A 19986-nucleotide genomic window follows, 5' to 3' on the forward strand; every position below is an offset into this window, starting at 1 on the left:
GGGTGACGGGGCGGCCGTGCGCTCGGGCATCATCGTCCGCATGAGCGACACGCACAACGACCAGTTGGACACCCGCTGGCAGGGCTTCCTCGGCCTGCCCTTCCCGCAGAGCTGCTACCGGCGTTCGCCCGCCGGCGAGGACCTGGTGCTGCTGGACAGCCACCTCGCGGGCTGCGTGTCCGCCGCGTTGACCGGCCCGCTCGACCAACGCCGCAGAGCGGCCCTGCGCACCGGCATAGCGACCGTCGACCGCATCCTGCCCGAACTGGCCGACGACCCCGGGGCCGCCGACTACTTCACCCGCCTGCGCGAACTGGCCGTCCTGGCCGCCGCCCGGTAGACCCTGTCCGCCGGGAGCCGGTGAGGACGCGGTCGGGCCCGCGCGGAAGTGTCCGCGCGGGCCCGAAAGGGGGTCAGCGGCCTTACTCGGCCGCGGCGGTGTCGGCGGTGGCGGTGCCGGAGGAGCGGCGGCGGACCAGGACGGTGGTCGCCCCGCCCACCAGCAGCAGCCCGGCCGCGGTGGCCAGCATCGGCACCGTGCCGGTGCCGCCGCCGGTGAAGGCCAGCTCACCGCCGGTGCCGCCGGAGGTGGTGAGGGTGGCCCCACCGGTCCCGCCGGTGCCGGTGCCCGCGCCCGTGCCGGTGCCCGTTCCGGTGCCGGTGCCGGTGGTCGGGGTGCCGGACGGCAGGGTCGCGTTCCGGTCGAAGGAGAGGACCGCCGTCACCGGGGCCAGCTCCTTGCCCTCCTTGTACTGGCCGAACACCGGCACGCCCTCGGCCGTCAGCGTCGCCGGGACCTGGCGCAGCGTCACCACGCCGTCGACCGGGGTGAAGTCGGCCTTGGCGAGGTCCAGCTTGGCGATCTTCGCCCCGGTCAGCCGGACCGGTGCCCCGCCGGAGAGCGAGTTGGCGGTCACGTCGGCCACCAGGTACGCGCCGGAGGCGTCCACCCGCAGGCCCAGGTGGGAGAGGGCGGTGTCCAACTGGTAGTGCCCGTCGGCCGCCTGGTGCCCGAGGAAGCGCACCGACCCGGCGAAGCCCGCCGACAGCGCGTGGGTGTCCGTCCGGTAGCTGCCGCTGCCCGAACCGAAGCGGAACTCGGCCGCGCCGCCGCCGAACTCCACCTTGCCGTTGGCGATCGGTCCCGTCACGTAGGCCAGGAAGTCGGACTGCACGTTCCACTCCAGCCGGCCGTCGACGATCGCCAGCTCGTTGCCCGCCGGGGTGGAGGCGGACGCGGAGGGCGAGGGGGAGGAGGACGGCGCGGCGGAGGCGGACGCGGAGGCCGAAGGGGAGGGGGAGGAGGACGGCCCGGTGGAGGCGGACGCGGACGCCGAGGGCGAGGGCGAGGAGGACGGCCCGGGCGAGGCCGAAGCGGAGGCCGAAGCGGAGGCGGAGGCCGAGGGGGACGGGGCGGGCGTCTGCTTGAGGACGATCGACAGCGGGTCCAGCGCGGTGCCCTCGGGGTAGAACCCGGCGAACGCCTTCGCGCCGTCGGCGGTCAGGGTGGCGGCGGTGGCCCCGCCGTTGGTGGTGTCGCGGGCGACGGTGAAGGTGGCCAGCGCGACGTCCTGGCGCAGCGTCGGGGCGGTGGCGCCGATGCTCTCCTTCGAGGCGGTGTCCGCGGTGAGGGTGCCGGTGGTGCCCTCGGTGACGATCCGCAGGTCGCTGATCGCGATGTCCAGCGCGCCGTCGTGGGCGAGGAAGCGCACCCCGCCGTCGAAGGCCGCGTTCAGCCGGTGCGTCGTCAGGTCGTAGCCCGCGGAGGCCAGGTTGAAGTGGTAGGAGCCGTCCGCGTTGGTGGTGGCCCCGCCGCTCGGGGTGACGCTCCCGCCGCCGGCCGGGCCGGTCACGTAGGTGCGGAAGCTCGCCTTGACGCCCCAGTCCAGCGAACCGGTGTCGTAGCTGACGGTGGTGGGGGCGCCGGCGCCGAAGGCGAGCGAGGGCAGGCCGAAGGCGGTCAGGCCGAGACCCGCGGTCGCGGCGGCCAGCGCGGCCAGCCGGGTGCGGTTGCGGTGGCGGACGGCAGGGGTGTGGGACATGGATCGGACTCCGGAATCGGTGGGGTGGGGCGGGAGGAGGGGCCGGGGGAGCGGCCGGGGACCTGCCGGGGGCGTTCGGGAACGGGGGCGTTCAGGAACGCCTGCGGCGCCGGACGACGAGGGTCGTGGCCGCCGCCACCGCCGCGGCGAGCACCAGGGCGAGGGTGGTGATCAGGGCGGTGTGGGAGGAGGAGGACGTGGCGGCGGCGACGGGCGCGGTGGCCGGGGGCGGCGTGGGCGTGGGCGTCGCGCCGAGGTCGGGCAGCGGCGGGACGGCCGCGGCGGGGGTGAGCGGGAGGTTGACGGTGAGCGGGTCCATCTCGGTGCCGGCCGGGTAGAGGTTGCCGAAGGCGCCCGCACCGGCGGCGGTGAGGGTGAGCGGCAGGTCGGTGGCGGTGAGGAGGTCGTTCTCGGTCTTCAGGGCGCTCGCGTCGAAGGTGGCGATCTCGGTGGTGGCGGCGGTGCGGGTGGTGCCGTCGGGGGTGCGGCCGGAGACGTCGACGGTCAGGTGGCCCTCGGTGCCGGCGGCGGTCAGGCGCGGGTTGGCGAGTGTCAGGTCCAGGCCGAGGGTGTCGCCCTCGCGCAGGCCGGTGAAGCGGACGGTGCCGGTGAAGCCCGCGTCGAGGGTGCGGGCGGCCGGGTCCCAGGTGCCGCGGGCGGGCGTCCAGCGGAAGAACGCCCCGCCGTCGGCCGCGCCGTCGCCGAGCTGCCAACCGCCCTGGGCGATCGAGCCGGTGACGTAGTCGCGGAAGGTCCGCCGGACGCCCCAGTCGAGCGTGCCCCGGTCGAGGGCGGTGGCGGTGGCGGTGGCGCTCGGGGTGGCTCCGGCCGCGCTCTCCGCGGGCTCCGGGGCGGCGGTCGGGGCGGCGGTCGGGGTGGGCGTCGGCGTCGGGGAGGGCGCGGCGGCCGGGGACTTGAGCGTCACGGAGAAGGTGAGCGGGTCGAGCGCGGTGCCCGCGGTGTAGAAGCCGCCGAAGGCACTGGCCCCGGCCGGGGTCAGCGTCGCGGGGACGTTGCTGAGGGTGAGGGTGCCGGAGGCGTTCTTGAGCGAGACGCCGGAGAGCGAGAGGTCGGCCAGCCGGGCCTGGCCGGTGCTGGAGGTCTTGCCGGTCTCGCGGGACTTGGAGCTGACGTCCGCGTACAGGGCGGCGCTGCCGTCGGCCGCGGCCTTGACGGTGAGGTGGGAGATCGAGAGGTCGAGCGCGTTGCTGCCGTTCTCCTGGTGGCCGGTGAAGCGGACCCCGCCCTGGAAGGCGGCGGAGAGCGCGCCGGTGGCCGGGTCGTAGCTGCCGGCCGCGGAGTGGAAGCGGAACGCCGAGCCGCCGACGGTGGCCGCGCCGCCGGTCAGGGCCCACTTGCCGTTGGCGATCGGGCCGGTGACGTAAGTGAGGAAGGACTGCTTGATGCCCCAGTCGAGTCGGCCGCCGGAGACCGCCGGATCGGCCGCGGCGGCCCGGCCGGGGAGCCAGGCCAGGGCCAGCAGCAGGGCGAGCGGCAGCACGAGGGCGGTGCGCAGCCGGCCGGCCGGGCGGCGGGGTGGTACGGGGGGCCGTCCGGGGACGGGCATGGCGGATCACTCCTCGGCGGAGGGGAAGCGGGCAGGTGGCAAGGGGTGCGGGGGGAGGCGACCCCCTTGCTCAATTGAGGTAAGGCTAACCTAATATATGAGTCAAGTGTCCCGACCACGACCCCCCTGGGCGACCTCGACGGGACGTCAACGCACCGAGAAAGGCCCGAGGTTGACCCGCACCCTCCGCGACCGGACCAGAACCGCCCCCGCCGTCCTGCTCGCCGTCCTCGGACTCCTGCTCGCCGTCCTCGGACTCCTGCTCGGTGCCGCCGCCTGCTCCACCGGCGAGGCCGCCCCCGGCACACCGGCGGCCTCCGCCTCCGCCTCCGCTTCCGCCACCGCCGACCCCGACCGGATCGAGGCGCTGCCCGACGCCCCCGCGCCCCGCCTGCCCGTCACCGTCCCCTCCGCCGACGGCCGACAGGTCACCGTCACCAGCGCGGACCGGATCATCCCGCTCAACGGCAGCCTGGCCGAGCTGGTGTTCAGCCTCGGCCTCGGCGACCGCGCGGTCGCCCGGGACGTGTCCACCACCTTCGAACAGGCCGCGAAACTCCCCGTCATCACCCAGGCCCACGAGGTCTCCGCCGAGGGCGTGCTCTCCCTGCACCCCACCGTGGTGCTCGCCGACCGCAGCACCGGCCCCGCCGAGGCCGTCGACCAGATCCGCGCCGCCGGCGTCCCGCTGATCGTCCTGGACGACGCCAAGAAGCTCGACGACGTCGGCCCCCGGATCGACCGGGTCGCCGCCGCCCTCGGCGTGCCCGAGGCCGGTGCCCGGCTCAAGGAGCGCACCCAACGTCAGATCGCCGACGTGCAGGCGCAGCTCCCGGCCGCCGGGGCCACCCGCCCCAAGGTCGCCTTCCTCTACCTGCGCGGCAGCGCCTCCGTCTTCCTGCTCGGCGGCCCCGACTCCGGCGCGCCCTCGCTGATCGAGGCCGCCGGCGGCGAGGACGCCGGCACCGCCGCCCACCTCACCGGCGACTTCACCCCGCTCACCAGCGAAGCCCTGGTCAAGGCCGCCCCCGACGCGATCCTGGTGATGAACAAGGGCCTGGAGTCGGTCGGCGGCGTCGACGGCCTGCTCGAACTCCCCGGCGTCGCCCAGACCCCCGCCGGACTCGACCGCCGGATCATCGCCGTCGACGACGGCCGCCTGCTCTCCTACGGCCCGCGCACCCCCGAGGTACTGCGCGACATCGCCACCCAGCTGCACCGGGACGCCGAATGACCGCCATCCTGCCCGAGACCGGCCCGACCGGCGGGACCGGCGCCGCCGCGCCCCCGCCGGTGAAGAAGGCCGCCCGCGACCGGCGCCCGCTGCTGCTGGCCGGGCTCTGCGCCGCCCTGCTCGCCTGCGCGCTGCTCGCCGCCGGCACCGGCGCCTACGCCATCCCGCTCGGCGACATCCTCGCCTCGCTCGCCCACCGCGCCCACCTCGGCGGCCACGCGCTGGAGCGGGTCCCCGAATCGGTGCTGTGGAACGTCCGGCTGCCCCGGGTGGTGCTGGCCCTGCTGGTCGGCGGCGCGCTCGGCTGCGCCGGGGCGCTGATGCAGGGCGTGTTCGGCAACCCGCTGGCCGAACCCGCCGTGATCGGCGTCTCCTCCGGCGGCGCGGTCGGCGCCGTCAGCTGCATCGTGCTCGGCCTGGACGCGCTCGGCTCCTGGACGGTCACCGCCGCCGCGTTCGCCTCCGGCCTGCTCACCGTCGGCGCCGTCTACGCCATGTCGCGCAGCGGCGGCCGCACCGAGGTGGTCACCCTGCTGCTCACCGGCATCGCCGTCAACGCGTTCTGCGGCGCGCTGATCGGCCTGCTGCTGTTCACCGCCGACACCGCCGCGATCAGCCAGGTGACGTTCTGGCAGCTCGGCTCGCTCTCCCAGGCCAGCTGGACGAAGGTGCTGGCCGTGCTGCCGTTCGCCGCCCTCGGCCTGGCCGTCGCCCCCCGCTACGCCCGCCGCCTGGACCTGCTCGCGCTCGGCGAACGCCCCGCCCGGCACCTGGGCGTGGACGTCGAACGGATGCGGATCGTGCTGATCACCGTGGTCGCGCTGCTCACCGCCGCAGCCGTCGCGGTCAGCGGCATCATCGGCTTCGTCGGCCTGGTCGTCCCGCACCTGCTGCGGATGCTGGCCGGCCCCGGCCACCGCTTCCTGCTGCCCGCCTCCGCCGTCGGCGGCGCGCTCGTCCTGGTCGCCGGCGACCTCGCCGCCCGCACCCTCGCCGCACCCGCCGAACTCCCGCTCGGCGTCCTCACCGCACTCATCGGCAGCCCGTTCTTCTTCTGGCTGCTGCGCCGCACCCGACGCCGCCAGGGAGGCTGGGCATGACCGTGCTGCTGGAAGCCGACCGGATCGGTTTCGCCGTCGGGGGACGGGAGTTGCTGGCGGACGTCGACCTGACCGTGCGGGCCGGGGAGATCCTGGCGCTGCTCGGCCCCAACGGCGCCGGCAAGTCCACCCTGCTGTCCGTCCTGGCGGGCGACCAGCGCCCGGCCCGCGGCGAGGTGCGGATCGACGGCCGCCCGCTGGCCGGGCACCGGCCCGCCGAACTCGCCCGCCGCCGCGCCCTGCTGCCGCAGACCCACGAGGTGTCCTTCCCGTTCCCCGCCGTCGAGGTGGTCCGGATGGGACGCGCCCCCTGGGCCGGCCGCTGCACCGCCGACCAGGACGAACGGGCCGTCGCCCGCGCGATGGCCGCCACCGACTGCGCGCACCTGGCCGAACGCCCGTTCACCGCGCTCTCCGGCGGCGAACGGGCCCGGGTCGCGCTGGCCCGCGTCCTCGCCCAGGACACCGCGCTGCTGCTGCTCGACGAACCCACCGCCGCGCTCGACCTGCGCCACCAGGAACTCGTGCTGCGGGTCGCCCGGGAACGTGCCGACGCCGGACACGGCGTGGTCGTCGTCCTGCACGACCTGACGCTGGCCGCCGCGCACGCCGACCGGATCGCACTGCTGGACGCCGGACGCACCGTCGCCGTCGGCCCCACCGCCGAGATCCTGGACGCCGACCTGCTCAGCCGGGTCTACCGCCACCCCGTGGAGGTCCTGGCGCACCCGCGCGGGGGCGCGCCGATCGTGCTGCCCGAGCGCCCCCGGGAAGCAGATTGACGGATCGTCTGCCCGGGAAGATCCACGGTTGGTGGGCGACCGACCGGGCGAGATCCGGGCCGCAAGGCGGTCCGGGCGGGTGACCCGGGAGGGCGGTCCACATGTCCGCGCCAGGTGTGGGTACCCGCACCAGCAGGAACCGGACCACCCGGAGGCACCACATGCAACTCACCATGCTTCTGCTGCTCACCCCCCTGATCCTCGCCGCGGCCGTCACCGCGACCCGCGCCCCCGCCCGTCGCGGCCGCCACCGCGCCGCCCCGCGCGGCCGGGAATCCTGACAGGCCGTCACTCCTCGTACCGGACGGTGAAGCGGGTCCCGCCGCACCGGCCCGGCCCGCCGAGGCGCAGCACCAGCAGGGTGCCGTACCGGGCCCGCGCGTCCGCCAGCCGCGCCCGGTCGGTCCGGGCGGTCCGGGCGGTCCGGGCGGTCCGGGCGGACCGGGCGGACCGGCCCGGCGATCGGGGCGGGACGCTCCAGCGGCGGTGGCGCAGTCGGCCGGAGCCGATCCCCCGGCGCGGCGCCCGCACCCCGTCCCGGAGCGGGAGCGGCGCCCCCGGCCGGTCCCAGTCGATCCGCAGCTCCGGAGTGCCGAACTCCGGGCCGGTGGATCGGGCCGGGCCGCACTCCGGGGGCGGCATCCAGTCCGCGATGCCGTACCGCCGGAGCTCGTCCAGGACGTCGGCCACCTCGCCGCGGACCCCGAAGTAGGCGACGGCCCGCAGCTCGCAGGTGACCTTGCGGGCGGCGGGGGAGCCGAAACCCGCGAACTCGGTGCGCCGGGAGAAGGTCTCCGCGCAGTGCGTCAGCACGTGCTCCAGACCCCCGAACGCGCCCACCCGCTCGACCACCGCCCCCATCCCGCGCTCCGCCGCCGCCCGGCGCGACTCCACCCCGGGCGACTCGACCAGCCGCCGCAGCTTCCGCTTCGACGGCCCGCTGAGGTTCGTCCCGCCGAACCGCACCAGGACGAGCGCCCCGACCAGCCCCAGCGTCCTGGCGCACTCGGCCGCGAGCGACCTCCGCTTCCCCGTCATCCCGCACCTCCGGCTCCACCATCGGCGAGCCGGGGGCCGGACGCATGAGTACGGGTGCTCAGCCGGCACCGGCCGCGGCGGCGTTGCTGTGCGCCTGGCCCGGGCGCGAGGGGGCGCCGGGCGTCCGGGGGACGGGGGCGGGCGTCAGGCGGGCGGTTTCTCCCGGACCGGGACGTGCTGGGTGCTGTGCTCGGTGAACGGTGCCCGCGTCCACCCGTCCCAGCGGTCGCGGAGCCGCAGGCCGGCCGGTCGGGTCATCAGGTCCGGTTCGGCGGGCCAGGCGTAGCGGAAGGGGACGGTCCGGGCGGTGCCGCGGCCGTCCGGGATGACCTGGAGGTAGTGGCAGGTCGCGTCCTGGGTGACGGTGTCGTAGGCGGTGCAGGCCCACTCGCCGGGGCCGGTGCGGAACGGGACGGTGTTCTGCCCGGCCGGGATCTTGCGCAGCTCCGGGACCATCGCCTCGACGGGGAAGCGGCCGCCGGGCGCGAGGTGGGCGGCGGCGGCGGTGCGGAAGCAGGCGACCTGGGCCTCCTGGCCGGTCAGGTTCATGAGGGTGCGGAAGACCGGGAAGACCAGGGCGAAGGGCCCGTCGGCCGTCAGGTCCGCCTGCGCGGTGGCGAAGTCCCCGAGGGTGACGCCGATCGACTCGCCGCCGGGCTCGGCGCGCAGGCGCCGCACCATCGCCCGGGACGGCTCGATGCCGTGCACCGGGACGCCGCGGCGGGCGAGCGGCAGGGCGATCCGCCCCGTCCCGACCCCCAGCTCCAACGCCTTTCCGCCGCCCGCCAGTTCGGCGAGGACGTCGACCGTCCGGGCGATGGCGTCCGCCCGGAACTCGGGCCCCGAGGACTCGTCGTACCGCTCCGCCACCTGCTCGCCGAAGTACCCGTCCGCGTCGCTCGCCGGCCGACCGTGCCGCGCGGGCGGCGCGGGGGACCGGCATTTTTCCGGCCGCAACTCCCGCCGCCCGAAAGGCTGTTCGGCCTGCGGGGGGGCGGGGGAGGGTCAGCGGGTGCGGTGGTCGATCAGGGCGGCGATGCCGTCGAGGATGCGGGCGATGCCGAAGTCGTAGGCGTCGTCGCGGCCGCCCGGGGGTTCGGCGAGGGCGGCGGCGAGGGCGGGGTAGCGGTCGGCGTGGGTGTGGACCAAATCGCCGAGGGCGCGCAGGAGTTCGGCCTCGGGGGAGCCGTCGCGGGACTGGCGGTGCTGGGCGGCGATGGTGCGGACGTGGCCGACCAGCAGGACGGCGGCGTCCATGCGTTCCGCGCCGGACAGGCCGTGGCCGTCGAGGGCCGCCACCACCCGTTCCAGCCAGGCCAGTTCGCGCGGGCCGGTGGGGCGCGGGGCGGCGAGGGCGTCCAGCAGCCAGGGGTGGGCGGCCAGCACGGCGGACATCCGGTGGGCCCAGTCGGCGAGCTGCTCGCGCCACGGGGCGTCGCTCGCGGGCGGGGGGTCGCCCGCGGCGTGCTCGACCATCAGGGCGACCAGTTCGGCCTTGCCCGGCACGTACCGGTACAGCGCCATCTTGGTGTGGTCGAGCAGCCCCGCGACCCGCTGCATGGACACCGCCGCCAGGCCCTCGGCGTCCGCGATGCCGACCCCGGCGCGGGCGATCGACTCCAGGCTCAGGGACGGCTTCGGCCCCCGGGTGGGCCGGGCGGGCGGGCCCCACAGCAGCCGCAGCGCCGCGTTCGGTTCCGGCACGGCCCCTCCTCGCTCCGCGGGCCGGCCTTGTGCGCGGCCCGGAACTGTGTCTACCGTACACAGCAATGAACCGCGTCCGCTGGACGCAGTTTCTCGGCGGTGACGCCACCCGAGGAGGAAGCACGTGCGGATACTGATCTCCGGCGCCGGCATCGGCGGCCCCGCGCTCGCGTACTGGCTCGCCCGGTACGGACACCGGCCCACCGTGGTCGAACTCGCCCCCGGACTGCGGGCCGGCGGGCAGGCCGTCGACTTCCGCGGCCCCACCCACCTGACCGTCCTGCGCCGGATGGGCCTGCTGGACGAACTGCGCGCGCACCGCACCGGCGGCACCCCCATGACCTTCACCGACCCGCGCGGCCGGACCAGGCTGCGGCTGCCCGCCGAGTTCGCCGGCGGCGAGGTGGAGATCCCGCGCGGCGACCTCGTCCGGCTGCTGCACCGGCACAGCGCGCCCGGCACCGAGTACCTGTTCGGCGACACCGCCACCGCCCTGCGGCAGCGGCCCGACGGCGTCCTGGTCTCCTTCCGGCACGCCCCCGAACGGCACTTCGACCTGGTGGTCGGCGCCGACGGCCTGCACTCCCGGGTCCGCGCCCTCGCCTTCGGACCGGAACGGCGCTACGTCCGCCACCTCGGCTACTACGCCGCCACCTGGCCCTTCCCCAACCGCCTCGGCCTGCCCGCCGGCAGCACCGGCGTCAACACCCCCGGCCGGCTCGCCGCCGCCGGGGCCGACCCCCGCGACCCCGACCGGGCCGGCGCCTTCCTGCTGTTCGCCTCGCCCGAACTGCCCCTCGACCGGCACGCCCCCGCCCGGCTCAAGGCACTGCTGCGCGAACGCTTCGCCGACCTGCCGCACCCCGTCCCGCACCTGCTCGCCACCCTGGACGAGGTCGACGACCGCGACCTGTACGTCGACTCGATCAGCCGCGCCGACGTCCCCGCCTGGTCCGACGGCCGGATCGCCCTGCTCGGCGACGCCGCCTGCGGCGCCACCATCGGCGGCATGGGCACCGGCACCGCCCTGGTCGCCGCGTACGTCCTGGCCACCGAACTCGCCCGCGCCGACGGCGACCACCGCGCCGCACTCACCCGCTACGAACGCACCGTCCGCCCCTACGCCCGACGCTGCCAGCGCGGCGGCGACCGCACCGGGCCCTTCCTCGCCCCGCGCACCGCCCGCGGCCTGTGGCTGCGCAACACCCTGCTCGGCCGGCGCCCGCTGCTGGACCGGATGCTCGCGATGGGGGAGGACATCGCCACCCTCGACCTGCCCGAGCCCGCCCGGGCGCGGCAGGGGTGAGGGGGCGGCCGTCGGTCCCGTTCCGTCGCGGGTGAAAGTTTCGCGGGGCCGGCAGGCTCCTCGGGGCGGCCGGGCGCAGGTGGGACGGGCGCGAAGGGCCTGTTCGACAGCGGTTCGACGCTGGTACGGCCCGGTGGCGCGGAGTCAGGGGCGGTCGGGGCGGCGGGAGTTCGCGGTGTCCGGGGCCTGCCGTGAGGGAGGGGCGGGCCGCTAGCATCGGGCGCGGTTCGTTGCGGGAGCGCTCCCACGTTCCGGTTCCCGCATCGGTCCCGGTCAGCATGCCCCCCACCCGGCTGCCGTCCGCCTCTCCCACCCGAGAGCACCCCACCGGAGGACACCGTGCACACCCCCGACCCGCACCGGCACACCCCCGTCCCGCCCGTCCGGCCGACCCGTCGGGCCGCCGCCCTCGCCCTCGCCGCCGCGACCGCGGCCGTCGGCCTGGTGGTCGCCGCCCAGGGCGGCGCGGGCGCGGCCGTGCAGGGCAGCCTCGCCGCCGACACCCAGTTCTACAAGGACCCGACCTCGCAGGTCGTCAAGTGGGTCGCCGCCAACCCCGGGGACTCCCGCACCCAGGTGATCTCCAAGCGGATCGCCAGCCAGCCGCAGGGCATCTGGTTCTCCAACTACCGCCCCGACAGCGTCACCTCCGACGTCCGCACGGTCACCTCGGCCGCCGCCCAGGCCGGCCAGGTGCCGGTGCTGGTGGCCTACGCGATCCCCAACCGGGACTGCGGCGGCGCCTCCGCCGGCGGCGCGCCCGACCTGCCCTCGTACGACGCCTGGGTCGGCAAGTTCGCCGCCGGGCTGGGCAGTTCGCGCACCATGGTGGTGCTGGAGCCCGACTCGATCGCGCTCACCACCTGCCTGAGCGCCCAGCAGCAGAACGACCGGTTCGCCTCGCTGGCCCGCGCCGTCACCACCATCCACGCCGCGAACCCGAACGCCAAGGTCTACCTCGACGGCGGCCACTCCACCTGGAACTCCGCCGCCGAGCAGGCCAACCGGCTGCGCGGCGCGGGCGTGCTGAACGCGGACGGCTTCTTCACCAACGTCTCCAACTTCAACACCACCGCCAACGAGAGCTCCTTCGCCCGCAACGTGCTGAACGCCCTCGGCAACCCCGGCAACCTGCACGCCGTCATCGACACCAGCCGCAACGGCAACGGCCCGGCGGGCAGCGCCTGGTGCGACCCGTCCGGCCGCCGGATCGGCAACTACCCGACCGCTGCGACCAACGACAGCGCCGTCGACGCCTTCCTGTGGATCAAGCCCCCGGGCGAGGCCGACGGCTGCGCCGCCGCGGCCGGGACGTTCGTCCCCGACATCGCCTACCAGCTGGCGCAGAACGCGCCCGACCCGAGCACGCCGTCCCAGCCGCCGTCCTCGCAGCCGCCGACGTCCCAGCCGCCCACCTCGCAGCCCCCGACGTCCCAGCCCCCGACCTCGCAGCCGCCCACCTCGCAGCCGCCGGCCGGGAACGCTGCCTGCTCGATCGCGTACCGGGCCAACTCCTGGGCGGGCGGCTTCACCGCCGACGTGACGGTGAAGAACACCGGCTCCGCCGCGATCTCCGGCTGGACGCTCGGCTGGACCTTCCCCGGCGACCAGAAGGTCACCAGCGCCTGGAACGCCAAGGTCACCCAGAGCGGGGCCGCCGTCACCGCCACCGACCTCGGCTACAACGGCACCCTGGCGGCCGGCGCGTCCACCGCCTTCGGCCTGCAGGCGACGTACGGGTCGAACAACACCACCCCGACCGCCTTCACGCTGAACGGCACCGCCTGCACCACCTCCTGAACCACCCTCCCCAGCCCCGCAGGCCACCCCTCACCCGAGGGCCGGCGGGGCACCCTTCCGTTCCGCCCCGCCCGCTCCGCGCGGGTCAGGGCCGGAGCTGGACGGCCGTCACCATCACGTAGCCGACCAGCAGTCCGAACAGGCACACCGCGGTGATGTACCGGGGGGTGAACGGCAGCCCCGCGAGCGACGGGTAGAGCAGGACGGCGCCGCCCGCCGCGAGGTCGGCGATGTACAGGCCGTCGGGCGGGACGATGCCGGTGCTGCGGGCGGCCCAGCCGGTGGCGATCAGGAAGCCCGTCAGCAGGGTGAACCCGGACAGCAGCCCGGACCCGATCGCCCCGAGCGTGGGGTGCGGTTCCGGGAACGGCTCGCCCTCCGGGACCTCGGGGCGCAGCCGGTTCGCCACCGCGAGCGCGCCCACCGCGAGCACCAGCGCCCCGAGGGCGCCGAGCAACGGAGCAAGGTTCAACGTCTCCTCCTGGAGAACACGAAGTGCTGTCCGGCGAGGGCCGCGAGCGCGGCCGGCAGCAGGACGGTGACGAGCAGGACGGTCGCCCAGACCGAGGGTTCGAGCGGGCCCGGCCCGGCCGGGGCCTCCGGCGGCGGGGCGGCGACCAGGGTCGAGGGGGCGGTGCCGGGTGCCGGGACGGGGGCGGGTGCCGGGGGCGGCGGGCTCGCCGCCCGGGCGACGGCCGTCGAAGCCGGAGCCGGAGCCGGGGCCGCGGTCTGGGACTGCGGGTGGGGGGAGGCGGACGGGGTGCGGAGGGGCGTCGGGTGCGAGGCGGCGGGAGACGCGGTCGGGGCCGGGGCCGGGAGCGGCGTCGGGTGCGCAGTGGGTGCGGGGGTGGGAACGGGAGTTGGCGACGGGTGCGGCGTGGGTGTCGGCGTCGGGGTGGGTGTCGGGACGGGGATGGGTGTCGGCGTCGGGACGGGGGTCGGGGTGGGCGTGGGTGCCGGGTGGTGGCAGTGCCACGGCCACGGCCAGGGCGGGTGGTGCGGCAGGGGCAGCGAGGGCAGCGAGGGCAGCGGAGGCAGGGGCGGGAGCGACGGGAGCAGGGGCAGGGGCGGCGGGTACGCGCCCGCGGCATGGTCCATTGCCCGATCATCGGACCGTTCCGGTGGTGCGCGGTAGCCGTTCGGGGTCAAACCCCACCGGCCGGTGAACCCTCCCGGGCTGCGGCGGAACGTTCGAACGCGGATCGGTCGCCCGTTCGGTCGGTGGCGGCCGCGGTCAGGGCCACCGCCGCCGCGGCGAGCACCGGCAGGCCGGTCCCGAGCAGCAGGGCCAGGACCGCCGGGCAGCTCACGGCCGCGGCCAGGCGCGGCGCGCCGGTCAGGACCCGGACCGCCGAGACCGTGCAGGTCAGGTAGACGGTGAGGAACAGCGCGGTGGGGACCGCCACCAGCTGAGCGGTGGTCAGCACGCCCCAGCCGACCAGGGCGAACAGCGGGACGCCGATGAGCGCGGTCGCGGCCGGTACCGCGAGCGCACCGCGTCGTCCGGCCGCCGCACCGGACGGGAGCAGGGCGTCCAGCAGGGCGGCGGCACCGGTCAGGTAGGTGTTGGTGGCGGCCAGGGTCAGGACCAGGGCCGCGCCCGCGGCCAGCAGCGGGCCCCGGTCGCCGATCGCGGCGCGCAGCAGGTCGGCGAGCGGCACGGAACCGCCCGCGCCCGGGCCGAGCACGGCGACCGTCGCGGCCACCAGGCCCAGGCAGAGCAGCGAGGTGACGGCGAAGGCGATCAGCACCACCCGGCGCAGCTGGCGGCGCGGGTCGCGCAGCCGGGTGGTCAGCGAGGCGGCGGCCTCCCACCCGACGAACGCGAACATCAGCGGCGGCGCGGCCCGCGCGACGCCCGTCCAACCGTGCGGCAGGAACGGCGTCCAGTGCGCGGCCCGGGCCGCCGGAGCCGCACCGATCACCGCGAACAGCACCAGCCCCACCAGCGCGGACACCAGCACCAGTTGCAGCCCGGCACCGGTGCGCACCCCCAGCAGCCGCACGGCCAGCACCACCGCCAGCAGCACCAGCCCCGCCCGGACGGCCGCGCCCCCGTCCGCGCCGACGGCCGCCGCCGCGTAGCTCCCGCCGATCAGGCAGACCACCGGCGCCCCCGCGACCACCCCCGCCAGGAAGCACCACCCCGCGGCCCGGCCCGCCCGCGCCCCCAGCCCGGCCGCCGTGTACCCGGCCACCCCGCCGGACGACCCCAGCCGGGTGCCCAGCCCGCAGAACACGGCCGCGATCAGCCCGGACAGCGCCAGCAGCCCCAGCCACGCCACCAGCGAGGCCGGGCCCGCCGCCCGCGCCGCGAGCCCCGGCAGGAGCAGCAGGCTCGGCCCGAGCAGCGCACCGATGTACAGCGCGGACGCCCCGGCGGTGGACAGCAGGGCGGCCGGGCGGGAGGAGCCCCGGCGGGAAGCCCGGGAAGCCCGGGAAGCCCGGGAGGCTCGGGAGGTTCGGGAGGCCCGGGAGGCTCGGGAGGCTCGGGAGGCTCGGGAGGTGAGGAGGCGGGGACGGGGGTGGGGGCGGGTCGCGGACGGGGTGTCGGTCATGCCCCGATCCTGGCCCCGATCGCGCGGCACCCGCTGGCGAAATCCGCGCCGCGACGGGGCCCGGACGGCACGTGCTGCCGCGCGGCGTTCGTTTCGCGGCACCGCGTGCCGGGGCTAGGGTGCGGGGCATGCCGAGTCCGCAGTACGACCGCATCGACCGCGCCATCCTGGCCCACCTCCAGCGCCACGGCCGGACGCCCAACGTCGACCTCGCCGAGGCCGTCCGGCTCTCGCCCTCCTCCGCGTTGCGCCGGACGAAGGCGCTGGAGGCGGACGGGGTGATCGCCGGGTACCGGGCCGAACTCGACCGGGAGCGGGTCGGGTTGGGGCTGACGGTGTTCGTGGCGCTGCGGGTGGAGCAGCACTCGCGGGAGACCTCCCGGCACATCGAGGAGTCGCTGTGCGCGATCCCGGCGGTGGTCGCCTGCCACGTGGTGTCGGGCGAGGCGGACTTCCTGGTGGAGATCGCCGTCCCGGACCTGGCCACCTACGAGCAGGTGCTGCTGGACGAGATCCTCGCGGTCGGCCCGGTCCGCGACGCCCGCTCCACCTTCGCCATCCGCACCGTCCGGTCCCGGGGGCCGCTGCCGCTCGACCACTGGCCGCCCCGACGGGGGTAGGGCGGGGGCGGGTACCCGGGCTACCGGTGGGTACGGAAGACTGGGCCGGGGCGGTGAGCGCCGTCGTCCCACCGCTCCGCCGTACCGTCGTTCCGTCGTCGCGTCCGTCCCGTACCGGAGGTGCCACCGTGGCCGAACCCCTGATCGCCGCCGTCGGCGGACTGCACCCGCAGGTCGACCCCGAGGCGTTCGTCGCGCCCGGGGCGGTGGTGGTCGGGGCGGTGACCGTCGCCGCCGGGGCCAGCGTCTGGTACGGGGCGGTGCTGCGCGGGGACGCCGAGCGGATCAGCGTCGGCGCGCTGACCAACATCCAGGACAACTGCACCGTCCACGCCGACCCGTCCTTCCCCGCCGTCCTCGGGGAGCGGGTCTCGGTCGGCCACAACGCCGTCCTGCACGGCTGCACGGTCGAGGACGACGTGCTGATCGGGATGAGCGCCACCGTCCTCAACGGCGCCCGGATCGGGGCCGGTTCGCTGGTCGCGGCCGGCGCGGTCGTCCCGCAGGGCATGCAGGTGCCGCCCGGGTCGCTGGTCGCCGGCGTCCCCGCGAAGGTCAAGCGCGAGCTCACCGAGGAGGAACGGGCCGGCATCCGGGCCAACGGCGAGGGCTACCAGCTGCTGGCCGCCGCCCACGCCCGGGACGTCCCCGGGGCGGGCCGCTGAGACCCGGCCGCCCTCGGACCGGTTCCGGGCGGCGGCTCAGGAGACGAAGCCGACGACGCCGAAGCCCGGGCGCTTCTCCACCTGGCGCAGCCAGCCGACGACGTCGGAGACGGCGTCCGCCACGGCGGGCTCCAGCGGCGGGGCGTGGTCGTCCCGCTCGGTCCGCTCGAACTGCTCCAGCGCGGCCAGGCACTGCTCGTGCGTCCACTCGCCGCAGCGCGGCAGGTCGTCCGAGGGGATTCCGCTCGGCAGGCCCCCGTAGTAGCCGAACTCGGCCACCGAGACCGCCGTGATCCGCAGCGCCCGCAGGCCCTCGTCGACCATCTCCAGCCAGGAGCCGCGGAACGGCGAGAAGCCGGAGTTGTCCAGGAAACTGCCGGTCAGCTCGCACAGGCGCTTGTAGGCGTAGCCGTACTGGAAGACGTACGGGGAGTCCGCCGGGTAGGGGCCGCCGTGCACCACCGCGTGCAGCGCCTCCGCGGCGGTCGGCGCGCCCTCCGCTATCTCGTCGGAGAACCAGTCGTCGTCCGCGGCGAGGCGGGCGCCGAAGCGCTCGCCGATCAGCCGGAGCATCTGATCGTCGCCGGAGCCGACCAGGCCGCGCACGGCGGCGGTGTCGATCAGGAAGGGACTCAGGGAGGAACTCATGTGATCACCCTAGGCGCCGTGACCGACAGTCAACTCGGGCGTCCGGCAGTCACAGCAGGCCACGTCCGGGCGCGGCGTCCGACGGCCAGTGGCCGGAGCGGGCCAGGGTGAGGACGAGGGCGGCGATGTTCCAGGCGTCGTCCGCGCCGCTGTGGTGGCGGCCCTCCAACGGGAGGCCGGCCAGCTCCAGGGCCTGCGCCATGCCCGGGCGCCGGCGCAGGCCGCGGGCGTCCGTGAAGACCGCCTTGGCGTTGGTGTGCCGGTGGCCGAACGGGTACGCCGTGCCCGTGGCCCGGCACTGGCGGGCGAACTGCCGCTGGTCGTAGTCGCCCCAGCTGGCCCAGGGCCGCTCGCCCGCCCGGTGCTCGGTGGCCAGCAGGCGGCAGGCGGCGGAGAACGGCAGGCCGGTGTCCACCTCGGGCCCGGTCAGGCCGGTCAGTTCGGTGCAGAAGGCGCTGACGGTCGAACGCCGGGGGCGGACCAGGACGCGGTGCCGACCGACCCGCTCCAGGGAGTCGAGGTCCACCACCGTCAGCCCGATCTCGATGATCTCGCTGACCTGGCCGGGCGGCGGCTGCCCGTCCCAGCAGGTGGCCTCGATGTCGACCACGTTCAACAGCCCCTGCGGCAGCCCGTGTTCCATGGGGGGATGATGGGCGGAGCCCGCCGCGCCGGTCAATCGGATATCGCCGCCGCCGCCGACCGGCCGCAGTCAGTGGTGGCCGGGCGTCGCGACGGGGGGTGTGCTGTCCGGTGAGGTCGGGGACGCGGCACTGACTGATCGTTGCTCTGCGCGGGGACATCGAGCCGTGCGGCACCGGTCCGCAGCACGTGGATGAGACCGGCCAGGGCCGTCCGGTCCGGGATGCGCGGTCGCCCGGGGGCCTGTCGGCCCCGGCCGACCCTCGGCGGCGTCGCCGGCGGGTTCGGCGGCACCCGCTCCAGCTTCACCCGGCCCGGCCGGAACGCGGAGGTCTCCTCCACCCGTTCCAGCGCCTTGCCCCGGCTTCGGTGACCTGGCCGCGGCATCCTCGTTGGAACGATCATGATGTTGACCCATGACCCGCACCGCGGCCCGTCCGAGAGCGCTCCCGCGCGGCGCGCACTCCCACCAGTGACAGCCGGAGGCGCCGGCACCGGGCAGGAAGGGCTGGACCGCATGATCGCGCTCCCCGCCGCCGCCACCCTGGGCACCGACCACCACATCGACGGCGCCCAGACCCTCGCCCGGCTCGGCGCGGACCGCGTCTACATGATGGGCGACAACCCGGCGCTGCCACCGATGCCCGCCAGGCCCACCCTGGCGGACTTCTTCCGCCTGCGGCTCGCGCAGGATCCTTTCACCGCCCTGCACCTGATCCACAGCGCCCGCCGCGCCCGCGCCCTCGACCTCGGCGACGCGGTGGTCACCGCCTGCCTGCTGCACGACATCGCCGTCGGCGGCCTGCTGCGCAGCCACCACGGGCACTGGGGCGCCCAGCTGGTCGCCCCCTACGTCAGCGAGGAGGTCGCCTGGGCGATCCGCCAGCACGAGGTCCTCCGCTTCTTCCCCGACCCCGCGGTGGGCTATGACTACCCGCAGGCCTACGACGCGTTCTTCGGCGCCGACTACCGTCCGCCCGAGCACGTGCGGCACGCCTACCGTCAGGCCCGTGCCCACCGCTGGTACATGACGGCACGCCTGGTCACCCTCAACGACCTCTACACCTTCGACTTCGACCCGGCCGAGGCGATCGACATCGGCGAGTTCGAGGACGAGCTCGGCCGCTGCTTCCGGCAGCCCCGCGAAGGGCTGGGGTTCGACGACTCGCCCTCGGCACACATGTGGCGCACCATGATCTGGCCCAACAACTTCCTGTAGCGCGGCTCGGCGGCGCCGCGGACTCCGGCCGGCCGTGGCGGTCTCGGTCCCCTGGTCGCGCAGAGCTGCCTGACACAGCCGCTCGACCATGACGGGACGAGCCTCGGGGTGGCTGTCGACCGAAGGGGGGCGGCGGACGGCCGACGTCGCGGAGCTGATCTGCTATCCCGTGAAGGGGTGCGCGGGCACCTCGACGACCGAGGCGCTCCTGACGCCGGCGGGCCTCGCGCACGACCGCAGCTTCATGGTCATCGGCGAGGACGGCACCTACCGCACCCAGCGCCGCCACCCCCGCCTCGCCCTGGTCCGGCCCGCCGTCAGCCCCGACGGCACCCGGCTCACCCTCGACCCGGCCGACGGTACGGACCGCTTCGGCACGGTGCGCCTCGACGTGACGACGACCGCGCCCCGCCGCGACGTCGACCTGTTCGGCACCGCCTTCCGGGGCATCGACCGGGGCGACGAAGTCGCCGCCCGGCTCTCGGAGTTCCTCGGCACCCCCAGCCGCCTGGTCCGGGTGCCGCCCGAGCACGACCGGATCGCCGACGGCCTGACCCCCGGTCCCGCCGGCTACGCGGACAGCAGCGCCGTCCACCTGCTGTCCCGCGCCTCGCCGGCCCTCCTCGACCGGCGACTGGCCGAACGGGGCGCCCCGCCCCTGCCGATGAACCGCTTCCGCCCGGACACCGTCGTCGGCAGCCACGGCCACGACGACGAGGGCCACGGCGACGACCGGGCGGCCGTCCCGCACGCCGAGGACCGGGCGCGCCGCCTCACCATCGGCGCGGCCGAGTCGGGCTACGCCGAACTCGCGGTGCGCTGCGCCGTCACCCTGGTGGAGCAGGAGACCGGGGCGCGCCGGGGCCCGGAGCCGCTGCGCACCCTCGCGGGCTACCGGCGGGCCGCGAGCGGCGGCGTGGTGTTCGGGACGAAGTTCTCCGTGCTGACACCGGGAAATCTGTCGGTCGGCGACGAGGTGGCCGTCCGGGAGTGGGAGGAACCCGAACGGATTTCCTGGGCCCTGTCCGGCAAGACCGGCCGGACGGGGTCCAACGGGGTCC

The 19986-nt window shown here is 76.1% G+C and carries 19 protein-coding genes and 1 pseudogene; 10 read left to right on the forward strand and 10 right to left on the reverse strand.

Annotation, left to right across the window (positions count from 1 at the left end; genetic code table 11):
* The first annotated feature begins 40 nt into the window (after nt 1-40).
* Nucleotides 41-340: a hypothetical protein gene (locus ACIP60_RS17955; protein ID WP_159073218.1), complete on the forward strand. Its 300-nt coding sequence runs from the start codon at nt 41-43 to the stop codon at nt 338-340.
* Between the two features lie 82 nt (nt 341-422).
* Here ACIP60_RS17955 and ACIP60_RS17960 read toward each other — a convergent pair whose 3' ends face one another.
* Nucleotides 423-2042, reverse strand: a complete 1620-nt coding sequence (locus tag ACIP60_RS17960) for an HtaA domain-containing protein (protein ID WP_400685215.1) — start codon at nt 2040-2042, stop codon at nt 423-425.
* Nucleotides 2043-2133: 91 nt separating this feature from the next.
* Nucleotides 2134-3609, reverse strand: coding sequence for an HtaA domain-containing protein (locus ACIP60_RS17965; protein ID WP_400685217.1), 1476 nt, complete (start codon nt 3607-3609; stop codon nt 2134-2136).
* Nucleotides 3610-3781: 172 nt separating this feature from the next.
* Between ACIP60_RS17965 and ACIP60_RS17970 the strand changes: the two genes are divergently transcribed.
* The 3 genes from ACIP60_RS17970 to ACIP60_RS17980 are packed head-to-tail and all read left to right on the forward strand — an operon-like array spanning nt 3782 to nt 6725.
* The gene (locus ACIP60_RS17970; RefSeq protein ID WP_400685219.1) at nt 3782-4843 is read left to right on the forward strand and encodes a hemin ABC transporter substrate-binding protein; all 1062 of its coding nucleotides are present in this window, start codon (nt 3782-3784) and stop codon (nt 4841-4843) included.
* Nucleotides 4840-5943: a FecCD family ABC transporter permease gene (locus ACIP60_RS17975; protein WP_400685221.1), complete on the forward strand. Its 1104-nt coding sequence runs from the start codon at nt 4840-4842 to the stop codon at nt 5941-5943. The genes ACIP60_RS17970 and ACIP60_RS17975 overlap by 4 nt, the downstream gene beginning before the upstream one ends.
* Complete coding sequence (locus tag ACIP60_RS17980; RefSeq protein ID WP_400685223.1) at nt 5940-6725, forward strand: heme ABC transporter ATP-binding protein; 786 nt, start codon at nt 5940-5942, stop codon at nt 6723-6725. Before ACIP60_RS17975 ends, ACIP60_RS17980 begins: the two co-directional genes overlap by 4 nt.
* Nucleotides 6726-7013: 288 nt before the next feature.
* Here ACIP60_RS17980 and ACIP60_RS17985 read toward each other — a convergent pair whose 3' ends face one another.
* The 3 genes from ACIP60_RS17985 to ACIP60_RS17995 form a co-directional block, all read right to left on the reverse strand.
* A complete protein-coding gene (locus tag ACIP60_RS17985; RefSeq protein ID WP_400685225.1) occupies nt 7014-7763 on the reverse strand; it encodes a hypothetical protein in 750 nt (249 codons plus the stop codon).
* A 144-nt stretch (nt 7764-7907) separates the two neighbouring features.
* Nucleotides 7908-8633, reverse strand: coding sequence for a class I SAM-dependent methyltransferase (locus ACIP60_RS17990; RefSeq protein WP_400685227.1), 726 nt, complete (start codon nt 8631-8633; stop codon nt 7908-7910).
* 135 nt (nt 8634-8768) lie between these two features.
* On the reverse strand, nt 8769-9467 hold the full coding sequence (locus ACIP60_RS17995) for a TetR/AcrR family transcriptional regulator (RefSeq protein WP_400685230.1): 699 nt from the start codon (nt 9465-9467) through the stop codon (nt 8769-8771).
* A gap of 124 nt (nt 9468-9591) precedes the next feature.
* On the opposite strand from ACIP60_RS17995, the gene ACIP60_RS18000 reads away from it, so the two are divergent.
* Both ACIP60_RS18000 and ACIP60_RS18005 read left to right on the forward strand, forming a co-directional pair.
* Complete coding sequence (locus ACIP60_RS18000) at nt 9592-10773, forward strand: FAD-dependent monooxygenase (RefSeq protein ID WP_400685232.1); 1182 nt, start codon at nt 9592-9594, stop codon at nt 10771-10773.
* Between the two features lie 339 nt (nt 10774-11112).
* The gene (locus ACIP60_RS18005; RefSeq protein ID WP_400685234.1) at nt 11113-12573 is read left to right on the forward strand and encodes a glycoside hydrolase family 6 protein; all 1461 of its coding nucleotides are present in this window, start codon (nt 11113-11115) and stop codon (nt 12571-12573) included.
* Nucleotides 12574-12658: 85 nt separating this feature from the next.
* Here ACIP60_RS18005 and ACIP60_RS18010 read toward each other — a convergent pair whose 3' ends face one another.
* The 3 genes from ACIP60_RS18010 to ACIP60_RS18020 are packed head-to-tail and all read right to left on the reverse strand — an operon-like array spanning nt 12659 to nt 15131.
* Nucleotides 12659-13045 (reverse strand): hypothetical protein, encoded by a 387-nt coding sequence (locus tag ACIP60_RS18010; protein ID WP_159073217.1) that lies wholly within the window; start codon nt 13043-13045, stop codon nt 12659-12661.
* A complete protein-coding gene (locus ACIP60_RS18015; RefSeq protein WP_400685238.1) occupies nt 13042-13671 on the reverse strand; it encodes a hypothetical protein in 630 nt (209 codons plus the stop codon). Before ACIP60_RS18015 ends, ACIP60_RS18010 begins: the two co-directional genes overlap by 4 nt.
* Nucleotides 13672-13718: 47 nt before the next feature.
* The gene (locus ACIP60_RS18020; protein WP_400685240.1) at nt 13719-15131 is read right to left on the reverse strand and encodes an APC family permease; all 1413 of its coding nucleotides are present in this window, start codon (nt 15129-15131) and stop codon (nt 13719-13721) included.
* 128 nt (nt 15132-15259) lie between these two features.
* Between ACIP60_RS18020 and ACIP60_RS18025 the strand changes: the two genes are divergently transcribed.
* Entirely contained in the window at nt 15260-15751 is a 492-nt protein-coding gene (locus tag ACIP60_RS18025; protein ID WP_400685243.1) for an Lrp/AsnC family transcriptional regulator, read from the forward strand.
* Between the two features lie 128 nt (nt 15752-15879).
* The gene (locus ACIP60_RS18030) at nt 15880-16416 is read left to right on the forward strand and encodes a gamma carbonic anhydrase family protein (protein WP_400685246.1); all 537 of its coding nucleotides are present in this window, start codon (nt 15880-15882) and stop codon (nt 16414-16416) included.
* A 36-nt stretch (nt 16417-16452) separates the two neighbouring features.
* On the opposite strand, the gene ACIP60_RS18035 is transcribed toward ACIP60_RS18030, so the two are convergent.
* Together ACIP60_RS18035 and ACIP60_RS18040 are read right to left on the reverse strand one after the other, a co-directional pair.
* Complete coding sequence (locus tag ACIP60_RS18035) at nt 16453-17064, reverse strand: hypothetical protein (RefSeq protein WP_400685248.1); 612 nt, start codon at nt 17062-17064, stop codon at nt 16453-16455.
* Nucleotides 17065-17113: 49 nt separating this feature from the next.
* Entirely contained in the window at nt 17114-17707 is a 594-nt protein-coding gene (locus ACIP60_RS18040; RefSeq protein WP_400685251.1) for an exonuclease domain-containing protein, read from the reverse strand.
* Between the two features lie 516 nt (nt 17708-18223).
* Between ACIP60_RS18040 and ACIP60_RS18045 the strand changes: the two genes are divergently transcribed.
* Together ACIP60_RS18045 and ACIP60_RS18050 are read left to right on the forward strand one after the other, a co-directional pair.
* Nucleotides 18224-18925: a hypothetical protein gene (locus tag ACIP60_RS18045; protein WP_400685254.1), complete on the forward strand. Its 702-nt coding sequence runs from the start codon at nt 18224-18226 to the stop codon at nt 18923-18925.
* A gap of 88 nt (nt 18926-19013) precedes the next feature.
* Nucleotides 19014-19934 (forward strand): annotated as a pseudogene (locus ACIP60_RS18050) (MOSC domain-containing protein); the annotation flags it as partial.
* Nucleotides 19935-19986 lie beyond the last annotated feature (52 nt).

This window comes from Kitasatospora sp. NPDC088783 (assembly GCF_044750705.1).
In the GTDB taxonomy this organism is placed as follows: Bacteria; Actinomycetota; Actinomycetes; order Streptomycetales; family Streptomycetaceae; genus Kitasatospora; species Kitasatospora fiedleri.